This window comes from Sphaerisporangium krabiense (assembly GCF_014200435.1).
In the GTDB taxonomy this organism is placed as follows: Bacteria; Actinomycetota; Actinomycetes; order Streptosporangiales; family Streptosporangiaceae; genus Sphaerisporangium; species Sphaerisporangium krabiense.
In genome coordinates this window covers 4,618,626-4,630,695 of the sequence record NZ_JACHBR010000001.1, presented here as the reverse complement: position 1 = coordinate 4,630,695, position 12,070 = coordinate 4,618,626, and the positions used below count along the sequence as shown (strand labels likewise).

The following is a 12,070-nucleotide window of genomic DNA, read 5'->3' as shown; positions in this document are numbered from 1 at the left end:
CGGGGGTTGATCAGACGAGGGGTACATCCGCAGTGCCAAGGTAGGCCGCCATGACGGCCGGATCGTCCAGGACCTCTCGGGTGGGGCCCGAGGCGATCACATGGCCGAAGTCGAGGACGGTCACCTTAGCGCATGCGGCACGGACGAGTTCCATGTCGTGCTCGACCAAAAGGATCGACACACCGAACCGGCTCGGCACCTCGGCGAGGCGGCGTCCCAGCGTGAGCGACTCGGCCGCGGACTGCCCGGCGGCCGGCTCGTCCAGCAGCGCGACCTTCGGCCGGGCCGCGATGGCGGCGGCCACGTCCAGCAGCCGGCGGGTGCCGACGTCCACGATGGACACGGGTACCTCCCCAGGAGGGCACCCGAAGAAGTCGAGCAGTTCGTCGGCCTCCTGCTTGGACAGCTTCCGGCCCGCGCCGATCGTCAGGTACTCGTACTGCGTGAGCTCCGGCGCGATCGTCGTGGTCTGGAAGGTGCGGCGCAGCCCCAGGCGGGCCCGCGCGCTCGGCGAGAGCCGGTCGATCGACTGGCCGGCGAGCACGACGTTGCCCTCGTAGCCGGCGAGGAAGCCGGTGACGGCGGCGATGAAGGTCGACTTGCCGGCGCCGTTCGGGCCGATGAGCCCGACGACTCCCCCGTCGGGGATCGTCAGGTTGACGCCGTCCACCGCGACGACCTCGCCGAAGCGGACCGTCAGGTCGCGCACCTCCAGGAGCGGCGCGCCACCCACGGGCGGGGCGACGACGGGTCCGGCCTTCTCCGACTCGTTGCGCTCGGGGAGCGCCGCGAGCACCTTGCGGCCCTCGGCCTCCCGCTTGCGTGCCCGGGTGAAGTCGGTCTGGCTGACGCCGGTGCGCAGGGCGAAGATCGCGAAGAAGCCGAAGAGCAGGCCCCCCAGGTCCTGCGGGAGCTTCAGCTTGTCCAGGATCGTCGCCATGACGGCGCCGAAGACGCCGCCCATGATCGCACCCTCGGTGTGGTGCGGGCCGATGAGGATGGCCACGGCGAACAGGGCCAGCGACTGCCCCATGGAGAAGTTGCTCGCCACGACCAGGCCGAGCTGACCCGCCATCAGCCCGCCGCCGACGCCGGCGATGAACGCGCTGAGCGCGAAGGCGGCGAGCTTGCTGCGCGCCACCGACGTGCCGTGCGCGGCCGCGGCCCGCTCCGAGTAGCGCAGCTCACGCCAGGACATGCCGATCCTGGTCCGGTTGAAGAACTCCAGCAGGACGGCCAGCAGCACGAACACGATCACCACGAGGATGAAGAACTTGCCGTTGCTGGCGAACATGCTGGGGCGGTTGAGGGTCTTCAGCTCCTCGGTGCCCGGGAACTGGTTGGCGTTGAGCACGATGTCCGCGGACACCGCGAAGCCGAAGGTGACGACGGCGAGGTTGACCCCGCGGATGCGCAGCGCGGGCAGGCCGATCGCCACGCCCACGGGGACGGCGGCGAGGCCGCCGATCACCAGCCAGAGCAGGAAGCCGCCGGGGGCGTCGCTGAGGTTGAGCCGCAGTACCACCCACGCGCCGATCGCCGCGAAGGACATCTGGCACAGGGACATGACCCCGGCCCGGCCGACGATCACGCCGAAGCTCTGCATGATCACGGCGCTGACCATGGCGGTGATCGCCAGGTAGATCCAGTAGGACGAGAGAACGTTCGGGACCAGGACGCAGGCGACCACGGCGAGGCCGAGGCCGATCCCCCACGTTCGTTTGTCGATGGCCGTCATCGAGCCAGGCCCTCCTCACCGGCGCCGGCGTCCACCGAGCCGAAGTAACACTCGTGGAGCCGGTCGGCGTCGCCGCGCAGCTCCGTACACGGCCCGTCGAAGACGACGCGGCCCTTGCGCAGCACGTAGGCGTGGGTGCCGACGTCGAGCGCGAGGTTGGCGAACTGCTCGATGAGCAGCACGGAGATCCCGAACTGCAGCAGGTCCGCCACCGCGTTCATGAGGCGGCGGACGATCACGGGCGCGAGGCCCAGGGACATCTCGTCGATCATCACGAGCTTGGGAGAGGAGACCAGCGCGCGGCCGATGACCAGCATCTGCTGCTCGCCGCCGGACAGGTGCCCGGCCTGCAGGTTGCGGCGCTTCTCCAGCTCGGGGAAGAGACCGTAGGCCATGCCGAGGTCGCCGTCGCCGGCCTTGGAGACGTTGAGGTTCTGCTCGACCGTGAGGCTGCGGAAGACCGTGCGGGCCTGCTCGACGTAGCCGAGGCCGGCCTGCGCCCGCTTGTAGGTCGGCAGCTTGCCGATGGGGGCCTGCCCCAGCTGGATCGTTCCTGATGTCACCTGGGCCAGCCCGGCGATTCCGTCCATCAAAGTCGTCTTGCCCGCACCGTTGGCCCCGAGGACAACGGTGATCGTACCGGGCCGGACGGCCAAGGTCACGTCATGGACGATGGGGACTTCGCCCCGGTTGATGCTCACGCCGTCCAGGGCGAGCAGGGGCCCGCTCATCGATCGCCTTTCGCGTACGCCGCCCGCAGAGCGTCGATGACCCGCCGGTGTGCCTTGGCGGAGTCCGACAGCTCGCGGGACAGCAAGCCGAAGAAGCCGTGGATCAGACCCTCGTAGCGGACCATGTCCACGGGGACGCCTGCGGCGCGGAGCGCCTCGGCGTAGTCCTCACCCTCGTCGCGCAGCACGTCGTACTCGGCGCCGAGGACCACGGCCGGGGGCAGGCCCGACAGGTCCTTGGCGCGCAGCGGCAGGAGGTACGGGTCCTCCAGGTCGCGCGCGTCGCGGGGGTATGTCGTGAAAAACCAATCCATGCTGGCCTTCGAGAGGAAGTATCCTTCCGAGTAGTCCCGATACGACGCCCGTCCGTCGTCCGGGTGGCCGAGCACGGGAGACACGAGCACTTGCAGTGCCAGTCGCGGGCCTCCGAGGTCCCTGGCCTTGAGCGCGGCGACGGCGGCGAGGTTGCCTCCGGCGCTCTCCCCTCCGACGGCGATCCGCGCCGGGTCGGCGTTGACGGCCTCCGGATTCTCGTGGACCCACCGCACGGCGGCGTAGCAGTCCTCCGCCGCGGCGGGGTAGGGGTTCTCCGGCGCGAGCCGGTAGTCCACGGACACCACCACGACGTTCGCGCCCGCGCACACCGTACGGCAGGAGACCTCGTTCTCGTCAAGAGAGCCGATCGTCCAGCCACCGCCGTGGAACCACACGAAGACAGGGAAGGGACCTTCTCCCTCCGGCGTGTAGACGCGGATCGGCACGTCTCCGGCGGGGCCGGGGAAGACGGTGTCGACCACGCCGCCGACGGACGGGAGATCATCCGGCATCGACCAGACCTGACGGAACTGCTCGCGCATCTCCGCCGCGCTGGCTGGGACGGCGGGAGCCTCGCCCTGGCCCAGGATGGCGGCGCGTGACACTATTTCTTGCGCCTCCGGATGCAGGGGCATCGTTACCTCCGGGAGCCCGGGTGCCCTCCCTCATCGTTCAGGCACTCACAAATCGTATCCGATTCCATGTACGTTATTCGCGACGAAATCACGTGTCCAGAGCGATGGTGAAATGTTGGCTAACGAATCGGAGTACCTGGCCGGGACCGCCGACCTGGTCTTGACCGGCGGCGCGGTCCACACCGTCGACGCCGCGGACCGCGTGGTCGACGCGATCGCCGTGACCGGCGGGCGGATCGCGAGGACCGGCACCGCCGAGCAGGTCGCGCCGTTGATCGGACCGGGCACCCGGGTCATCCCCCTGGAGGGGCGTTCGGTGCTCCCCGGCATCAACGACTCCCACCTCCACGGCGTCTGGCTCGGCCAGATGTGGCCGTCCCTCCTCATGGAGCAGATGGCGGCCGGCGGCGGCGAGCCCCCCGCCCCCCTGAAGACGCGCGAGGACCGGCGCCGCGCCATCCTGCGGACGGCCGAACTGCTGGCGACGCTCGGCGTCACCAGCTACACCGAGCCCGGGCTCGGCCCCGGCGAGGACACCGGCCCGAGCGGGTGCTTCGGCTCCGAGGCCCTGCGCGACTACGCCGAACTGGCCGCCGAGGGCAGGCTCACCGCGCGCGTCACCGCGCTCATGCTGTTCGGCGAGCTCGACGGGCGCAGTTCCCTCCAGGACGTCCTCGGCGGCCTGCGCGACTTCACCCCGCCCGCCCCCGTGCCGGGCCGGTTCCGGGTCGCGGGCGTGAAGATCTTCGCCGACGGCATCCCCCCGATGCGCAACGCCTGGGTCGACGATCCCTACACCGACGGCTCCTACGGCGGCCTGCTGGTCGACGGCGACTCCGAGGCCGGCCGCGAGGCGGCGCTGCGGGAGATGATCGACGCCGCGCACGCGGCCGGGCACCAGATCGGGGTGCACGCCACCGGCAGCCGCACGACCAGGACGGTCGCGCGCATGATGGCCGACGCCCTGGCCCGCGACGGGCGCGACGCGCGCCACTACATCATCCACGGCGACCTGCTCGCGCCCGGGACGCTGGCCACGATGGCCGCGGCCGGCGTCGGCCTGAACACCCAGGCCGGGATCGCGGTCTTCACCGGCGAGATGATGCGCGGCGCGGTCGGCGACGCCGTCATGCCGATCACCTGGCCGACGCGGGACGCGCTCACCGCGGGGGTGCGGCTCTGCCTGAGCTCCGACGCGCCCGTCCTGACCCCCGACTGGCGGGCGGGGCTGGCCGCGGCGGTGACCCGGCGCGGCCTCGACGGCGGCGTGTGCGGGGAGGAGCAGCGCCTGACGGTCGCCGAGGCCCTGCGTGCCTACACGATCGTCCCGGCCTGGCAGGACGGGGACGAGTCCTGGAAGGGCTCGCTGGAGCCGGGCAAGGTCGCCGACCTGTGCGTCCTGGACGGCGACCTGCTGGCGACCGAGCCGGACGCGCTGCCGAAGGTGCCCGTGAGCCTGACGATGGTCGACGGCCGCGTCGTCCACGAGATTTGATGCGCACCGGCCGGCGGCTCAGGGCAGGCGCCGGCCGGTGCGAGCCTCAGGAGCGCTCGGGGGCGTCGGTTCCCCACGAGGCGTCGGGGCGCACGACGTCCTTGTCGATCCACAGGTCCGCGACCGCCGCGCGCAGCTCGTCGCCGTGCCGTTCGAGCAGCTCCAGCGCGCCGAGGTTGTCCTGGAGCTGCGCGAGCCCGCTCACGCCGAACAGCACGTTGACCGTGGCGGGGTGGGTGAGGGTGTAGGCGATGGCGAGCTGCGCCGGGGTGGCGCCGAACCTCTCGGCCACCCGCTGGACCTCGGGGTAGGAGTCGCGGATGCGCTCGCGGATGCCGCCCGGGTCCGCGCCGATCTTGCGCTGGGGGTTCAGCTTGCCGACGAGGATGCCGCCCTCGAAGACGTCGGACGCCTGCAGGGCCAGCCCTTCGGCGAACATGCGCCCGTACGGCTCGCCCTCGGGCACCGAGCGCCGGGCCAGGCTGTACTTGAGCTGGGCGAAGGTCGGCGGCACCAGCCCCTCGGCGGCGGCGAAGTCGCGGGCGAGCCGCAGGTCGGCCGCCGACCAGTTGTTGACGCCCCAGGCCCCGAACCACCCCGCGCGCACGAGCTCGGTGGCGTCGGTCACCACCGCGCGGATGTCCAGGTCGCCGAAGAAGTCACCGGCCACCACGAAGTCGGCGCGCTCGACCCCGGCGCGGGCGAGGGACACCTGGATCTGCTCGGCGAAGGAGGTCTTCGGGTAGTCCCAGAGCCAGAGCTTGCCGCACAGCAGGTAGTCTTCCCGGGCGAGTCCCGCGTCCCTGACCGCCCTGTTGAAGAGCAGGTCGGTGACGGCGTCCTCGGCGTGCGGGCCGAAGTTGTAGTGCGCCACGTCGAAGAGGTTGACGCCCAGGTCGACGGCACGCCTGATCAGCGTGGCGGCGTCACCGCGCTCCATGCGGTCCCAGGTGTTCCAGGATCCGAGCCCGAAGACGGGGATCTGCGGACCCTCGGGGCCGAGGCTGCGCCTGGGGACTGGACCTGTGAACTCCATCGTGCACCTCCGATGACCGACGCGCGCGACCTCTGGTCGCCGAGAGGTGAATCGTATAGCATTCCGAATATTGTTTAGCATCTAGGGAGTTGAGTTCATGCCGCCCCACTCCGACATCCCCGCGCCGGACGGTCCTTCCAGGATCGTGGACGTGGCCGTCGGCTACATGGCCGCCAAGCAGCTCTTCGCGGCCAGCGAAGCCGGCCTGTTCGCCGCCCTCGCCGAAGGTCCGGCGACCGTGGCCGAGATCTCCGCCCGCACCGGGCTGCCCGAGCGCACCGCGCGCATCCTCGGCGACACCATGGCGAGCCTCGACCTGGTGACCCGCACCGACGGGGTGTACGCCAACTCGCCGGCCACCGCCCGTTACCTGTCCGGTGGCGGCGGCGACGTCGACCTGCGCCCCTTCCTCGGCTTCCTCGACGCCATCAGCTACGGGCACTGGCTCGGCTTCGGCGAGACGACGCGCACCGCCAAGCCGGCCCCTCTCGACCTCGGCGGCGAGCGGCTTGGAACGTTCATGACCGGCGTCATGACCTACAACGCGCTGCACGCCAAGATGCTCGCCCAGGCGTACGACTTCTCGCGCCACCAGCGGGTGCTGGACCTGGACGGCCTGTCCGGCGCGTTCCTCGCCGAGGCCCTCGGCCCGAACCCCGGCCTGCACGGCACCTTCTACTCCACCGAGCACATGACCGGGTTCGCCAAGGAGTTCCTCGACGGCGCCGGCCTCGGCGACCGCACCGAGGTCATCACCGGCGACCCGCTGACCGGCGAGCTTCCCACGGGCTTCGACCTGGTGCTCCTCGAGCACGTCGCGCACCGCCACGACGTGGCGGAGAACCGCGTGATCATCCGTAAGGCCCGGGAGGCCGCCGCGCCCGGCGCCACGCTCATCCTGCTCGACTTCTTCCTCGACGACGACGAGCACCAGCGTCCCCTCGACGCGCTGCACGCCGGCGAATACCTTGTGATCGACGGCACGATCGTCTATCCGGAGGCCGAAGTGCGCGCATGGCTCACCGAAGCGGGATGGCACCCGGTCGAGACGCGTACCCTCACGGCCAGCCCGCGCATCATCATCGCGGAGGCCCGGTGACCGCGGCCGGTCGTGTCGTCCTGGTGACCGGCGCGGCGAGCGGCATCGGCCGTGCCGTCGCGCAGGCGTTCGCCGAGAACGGCGACCGGGTCGCCGTCGTGGACATCGACGAGGCCGCGGCCGGCGCCGTCGCCGCGGAGCTCGGCGCCCTGCCGGTCACGGTGGACATCACCGACCCCGAGTCGGTCGCCGCCGGCGTCGAGCTGGTGGCCGAGCGGCTCGGGCCCGTCGAGGTCCTCGTCAACAACGCGGGCATCGTCGCCGGCGGCGGCCCGCTCACCGACCTGCCCGTCGAGATCTTCGACCGGGTCATGGCCGTGAACATGCGGGGCACCTTCCTCGTCACCCAGGCCGTCGCCAACCAGATGATCAAGGCGGGCGCGGGCGGCTGCGTCGTCAACATCAGCTCGATCGGCGCGCGCCAACCCACCCCCGGCCTCGGCCACTACGAGGCGACCAAGGCGGGCGTGGACGCCCTCACCCGCACGGCGGCGATCGAGCTCGCCGGGCACGGCATCCGGGTGAACGGCGTGGCGCCCGGCCCGGTGATCACCCCGATGACCGCGGGCCTGGCGGACAACGCCGAGGCCCGCGCGGCGTGGGAGTCGCGCATCCCGCTGCGGAAGATCGCCACCACCGGCGACATCTCTCCGCTGGTGCTCTTCCTCGCCTCCCCCTCGGCCGGCCACATCACCGGAGCGGTGGTCCAGGTGGACGGCGGCCAGTTGCTGATGTGAGCGCCCGCCGCGCGAAAGCGTCGAGCCCGGCACACCGAGGGGGCGTGCCGGGCTCGTGGCGTTCCGGGCCGACGCGGATCCGGGACCGATCGGGTGCCGGTCCGGCCGGGCTCAGCGGGCGGCGGGCTGCTGGGGCGTGACGTGCGCGTTGTGCAGCGCGTCCGCGGTCGCGATCTTGTGGGCGCAGGCCACCCGCTCGATCTCCACGGCTTCGGCGCCCATCGCGATGAGGTCGAGCATGTGGTCGTGCTCGGCGACCGAGCGGCGGGCGCGCCCCGGGACGTAGGTGAACGTCGAGCGCCGCATGTGGTCCAGCCGGGCCCACTGCGACTCCAGCAGCACGCACAGGTGGTTGTCCGGGCAGTGCTCGTAGATGGAGAAGTGGAACTGGCGGTTCAGCGCCGTGAAGGAGGCCGGGTCGAACTCCTCCAGCGCCGCGGCCATGCGCAGGTTGATCTCGCGGGACGCCTCGATGTGCCGGGGCTTCATCAGCGGCGCGGAGATCGCGGTGGCGTAGCCCTCCAGCCGGGCGAGGATGTTGAGCGTGTGCTCGACCTGCGCGGCGTCGAAGGCGGCCACGCGGGCGCCGATGTTGCGCACGACCTCGACCAGGCCCTCCGACTGCAGCCGGCGCACGGCCTCGCGCAGCGGGATGGTGCTGACGCCGGTCTCGCGGGCGAGCTGGTCCATCACCAGCCGGTATCCGGGCCCGTAGGTGCCGTCGAGGATCCGTGACCGAAGCAGCTCGTAACTGAGCTCCGCCTTCGACTCCTTCACGGCTCCGGCCTTCTTCCCGGCTCTCACAGGCGTCCCCTTACTGGCCAGCAGCTGATGTCCACGCCGAGGACCACGGCCCTGACGGTCACTCACCCAAGGCTCTCACGACAATGCCGCGGAACTCGGCTCCCGCGAGGGCCTGGAAGTGGTCACCGGGGACGACGATCAGCTCTCCTCCGACGACTCCGACGATACGCTCGATCCCGTTCGTCATCACGTCGTCTTCGCCTCTCACGAAGACCGGCGGCGTCGGGCCGGCCCACGCCTTGGGATCGAAGGGCGAGTCGTGCAGTCCTTCCACGACGAACGCCAGGGCCTTGGCCCGCTCGCCCTTGGAGCGGACCATGCCGGCGATCATGCCCGTCATCGGGTCGGCGGGCTCCGCGCCCCCGTCGACCGCGCCGTGCAGGGCCGCGACGTCCACGCCGGTGAACGGCTCCATCGGGGCGAGCCCGCCGAGCACGGCGCGGCGCACCCGCCCGGGGACGGTGTCGGCGAGCTCCCAGGCGAGCCGGGCGCCGAGCGAGTAGCCGGCGACGTCGAACGTGCCGGCGCCCGCGCCGTCGAGCACGGCCAGCAGATCGGCGGCCTGCGCCGCCGCGGTGGTCTCGGCCCCGCTCGCCGGCGCCGGGCTCGCGCCATGGCCGCGCAGGTCGGGAAGGATCACCGTGCGGCCCGCGGCCGTCAGCGCCGCCACGGTGCCCGGCGCCACCCAGTCGCTCTCGCCGTCGGAGGCGAAGCCGTGCAGCAGGAGCACCGGCGGCGAGCCCGCCGCGCGGCCGTCATCGGTGTCCGGGGGGAAGAGGCGATAGGCCAGTGCGGGACGGTCGTGCATCGGTGGCTAGCTCCTCGGCCGATCTTTTCGCATACGATTTCTTATCGTACTGCACCCGTCGTGATCACCCGCGAGGGCGTGCCCCGGTCACTCGACCGTGACGGGCACCGGGAAGTCCACCACGACCTGGCCGGTGCCGCTGCTGCCGAAGTACGGGCAGAGCTGCTCGCCCTTGCCGGCGTAGTCGCCCCAGCCGAGCAGGCCGAAGAGCATGGCGGTGTCGGCCATGGCGCCCTCGCCCGTGCAGCGCTTGTTGTAGTCGGGCAGCATCTCCAGGAACTCGCCCACCCTGCCCTCGGTCCACATGTCGAGGACGGCCATGTCGACCTGGCGGTTGATCTCGCTGCTGACGTCGTCGAGCAGCGACTCGGCGATCTCGTTGGGCGGGAAGGCGTGCGACAGGGAGCCGCTCGCCAGGAAGGCCACCTTGCGGTCGCTGCGGTGGATGGCCCGCATGAGCGCCTCGCCGATGCGCCGGTTCTCCTCGATCGTGGAGTAGATGTTGCAGCCGATGGGCAGGACGTGGATCGAGGAGTCGCCGTTCATGAAGTACATCGGCACCAGCGTCGCGTACTCCAGGCCCAGGTCCTTGTAGGTGTGCACCCGCGCCTTCTGACCGCCGAGCACGATCTCCTCGCGCACGAGTTCGGCGAGATCCGGGGCGCCCGGGTAGTCGTACTCCAGGTCGTGGATGAAGTGCGGCAGCTCGTGGCTGACGTAGGAGCCCTGGTGCCTGGCCTTGCCGTTGAGGTGGAAGCCGATGCTGTTCATCCAGTGCGTGTCGGCGATGAGGAAGGTGTCGGCGCCGCGCTCGCGGGCGCGCTCGCCGACCTCGGTCAGAGCCAGTTCGGCGGGCCTGCGGATCCCGAAGTGCTTGCCAGGTTGGATCGACAGCCAGATCGAAGGCACGTGCGTGATCTTGGCCGCCATGACGAGCTCGCCCATCAGGCCCCTCCTTGGTGCGTCCGGTCCCCCGCGGCCTGTGGCGCGGCCGAGGGGATGTCTGTGGAATCTAGTGGGGATGTCGTAGGTCCGGTCACAGTCCCTCGGATTCCGGCGTTCCCACCGTCCCGGCCGGCGGCCGTCAACGGCTCTGCCCCGCCTCTGACGTCCGCCGACAGGGTTGCCCCGGCTTGTGGCACACCAGAATCATGTACGAAGTCAAATATCTTTGTCTATAGCTCCACGTGGCAGAACCGCGTATCATCCAGGATGTCATATACGATTTGAAGGGAGCCAGACCCGTGGAGCACCCGCTCGGCCTCGCACCGGGAAAGATCATCGCGGTGCACCTCAACTACCGCAGCCGCGCGGCCGAGCGCGGGCGTACGCCGGCCGTCCCCTCCTACTTCCTCAAGCCGTCGTCGTCGCTGTCCTGGTCGGGACGGCCGGTGGTGCGGCCGGCGGGATGCGAGCTGCTGGCGTTCGAGGGCGAGATCGCCATCGTCATCGGCAAGCGGGCACACCGCGTCTCCCCCGCGCACGCGCTGGAGCACGTCGCCGGGTACACCGCGGCCAACGACTTCGGAGTCTACGACTTCAAACATGCCGACCTCGGGTCCAACCTACGCGCCAAAGGCCAGGACGGCTTCACCCCCGTGGGGCCCGAAATTTTGCGGGACGCCGATCCCGGCCGGCTGAGGCTGCGCACCTACGTCAACGGTGAGCTGGTCCAGGACGCCTCCACCGAGGAGCTGCTGTTCGGGTTCGACCTGCTGGTCGCGGACCTGTCCCGCTTCATGACACTGGAGCCCGGCGACCTCATCCTCGCCGGCACCCCCGCCGGGTCGACGGTCGTGCGCCCCGGCGACGTCGTGGAGGTCGAGCTGGAGGGCGCGGGCCGCCTGCGCAACGAGGTCGTCGCCGACGAGCGCGACCTGCCCGGGTACGGCGTCCAGCCCAAGGTGACCGAGGAGACCCGCGCCGCGGCCTACGGCTCGGCGGGCGAGCCGCCCGCGGGCGTGCTCGACGAGGAGACCACCGCGGCGCTGCGCTCGGTCTCGACGGCCACGCTGTCCTCCCAGCTCCGCAAGCGCGGCATCGACCACCACTTCATCGAGGGCGTGCGCCCGGCCCGGCCCGACCTGCGCATGGTCGGCGTGGCCAGGACCCTGCGCTACGTCCCCCTGCGCGAGGACGTCTTCGCCGCGATCGGCGGCGGCATGAACGCCCAGAAGCGCACCATCGAGGAGATCCGCCCGGGCGAGGTGCTCGTCATCGAGGCGCGCGGCGACCACGGGGCCGGCACGCTCGGCGACATCCTCGCGCTGCGCGCCCTGCGCCGCGGCGCCGTCGGCGTCGTCACCGACGGCGGCCTGCGCGACAGCCCGTCCTTCGCGAACCTGGACATGCCCGCCTACTACGCCGTCCCCCACGCCGCCGTCCTCGGCCGCAAGCACGTCCCGCTGGAGTCCCAGGTGCCGGTCGCGTGCGGCGGCGTGCTGGTGATGCCCGGCGACGTCCTGGTCGGCGACGCCGAGGGCGTGGTGGTCATCCCGCCGCGCCTCGTCGCCGAGGTCGCCCGCGACGCGGCCCGCCAGGAGGACGAGGAGCGCTTCATCTACGACCGGGTGAACGAGGGCGCCTCCGTGGACGGCCTCTACCCCATGAACAAGACCTGGCGTGAGACCTACGAGACCCAACGGCGCGACTCGTGACCACGCACCAAGCCC

At 71.3% G+C, this 12,070-nt stretch carries 11 protein-coding genes; 4 read left to right on the top strand and 7 right to left on the bottom strand.

The window, feature by feature from the left end:
• Positions 1–10: 10 nt before the first annotated feature.
• The 3 genes from BJ981_RS20480 to lipP1 are packed head-to-tail and all read right to left on the bottom strand — an operon-like array spanning position 11 to position 3,419.
• The gene (locus BJ981_RS20480; protein ID WP_184612904.1) at positions 11–1,738 is read right to left on the bottom strand and encodes a branched-chain amino acid ABC transporter ATP-binding protein/permease; all 1,728 of its coding nucleotides are present in this window, start codon (positions 1,736–1,738) and stop codon (positions 11–13) included.
• Complete coding sequence (locus tag BJ981_RS20475; protein WP_184612903.1) at positions 1,735–2,469, bottom strand: ABC transporter ATP-binding protein; 735 nt, start codon at positions 2,467–2,469, stop codon at positions 1,735–1,737. Before BJ981_RS20475 ends, BJ981_RS20480 begins: the two co-directional genes overlap by 4 nt.
• On the bottom strand, positions 2,466–3,419 hold the full coding sequence (gene lipP1, locus BJ981_RS20470) for a LipP1 family hormone-sensitive lipase (RefSeq protein WP_184612902.1): 954 nt from the start codon (positions 3,417–3,419) through the stop codon (positions 2,466–2,468). Before lipP1 ends, BJ981_RS20475 begins: the two co-directional genes overlap by 4 nt.
• A 112-nt stretch (positions 3,420–3,531) precedes the next feature.
• On the opposite strand from lipP1, the gene BJ981_RS20465 reads away from it, so the two are divergent.
• Complete coding sequence (locus BJ981_RS20465) at positions 3,532–4,914, top strand: amidohydrolase (RefSeq protein ID WP_184612901.1); 1,383 nt, start codon at positions 3,532–3,534, stop codon at positions 4,912–4,914.
• Between the two features lie 46 nt (positions 4,915–4,960).
• Here the strand turns inward: BJ981_RS20465 and BJ981_RS20460 are convergent, their stop codons facing one another.
• Positions 4,961–5,950, bottom strand: a complete 990-nt coding sequence (locus tag BJ981_RS20460) for an aldo/keto reductase (RefSeq protein ID WP_184612900.1) — start codon at positions 5,948–5,950, stop codon at positions 4,961–4,963.
• Positions 5,951–6,047: 97 nt separating this feature from the next.
• On the opposite strand from BJ981_RS20460, the gene BJ981_RS20455 reads away from it, so the two are divergent.
• Positions 6,048–7,049: a methyltransferase gene (locus BJ981_RS20455; protein WP_184612899.1), complete on the top strand. Its 1,002-nt coding sequence runs from the start codon at positions 6,048–6,050 to the stop codon at positions 7,047–7,049.
• The gene (locus tag BJ981_RS20450) at positions 7,046–7,786 is read left to right on the top strand and encodes an SDR family NAD(P)-dependent oxidoreductase (RefSeq protein ID WP_204070724.1); all 741 of its coding nucleotides are present in this window, start codon (positions 7,046–7,048) and stop codon (positions 7,784–7,786) included. Before BJ981_RS20455 ends, BJ981_RS20450 begins: the two co-directional genes overlap by 4 nt.
• A 111-nt stretch (positions 7,787–7,897) precedes the next feature.
• Here BJ981_RS20450 and BJ981_RS20445 read toward each other — a convergent pair whose 3' ends face one another.
• The 3 genes from BJ981_RS20445 to hpaD all read right to left on the bottom strand — a co-directional run bounded on the left by BJ981_RS20445 (position 7,898) and on the right by hpaD (position 10,343).
• Complete coding sequence (locus BJ981_RS20445; protein WP_184612897.1) at positions 7,898–8,590, bottom strand: GntR family transcriptional regulator; 693 nt, start codon at positions 8,588–8,590, stop codon at positions 7,898–7,900.
• A gap of 58 nt (positions 8,591–8,648) precedes the next feature.
• Entirely contained in the window at positions 8,649–9,398 is a 750-nt protein-coding gene (locus BJ981_RS20440; RefSeq protein WP_184612896.1) for an alpha/beta fold hydrolase, read from the bottom strand.
• Between the two features lie 87 nt (positions 9,399–9,485).
• Positions 9,486–10,343 carry a 3,4-dihydroxyphenylacetate 2,3-dioxygenase gene (hpaD, locus tag BJ981_RS20435; protein WP_184612895.1) on the bottom strand — a complete coding sequence of 286 codons (858 nt, stop codon included), beginning with the start codon at positions 10,341–10,343 and terminating at the stop codon, positions 9,486–9,488.
• 299 nt (positions 10,344–10,642) lie between these two features.
• Here hpaD and BJ981_RS20430 point away from each other — a divergent pair, with 299 nt between their 5' ends.
• A complete protein-coding gene (locus BJ981_RS20430) occupies positions 10,643–12,055 on the top strand; it encodes a fumarylacetoacetate hydrolase family protein (RefSeq protein ID WP_184612894.1) in 1,413 nt (470 codons plus the stop codon).
• Positions 12,056–12,070: the final 15 nt, after the last annotated feature.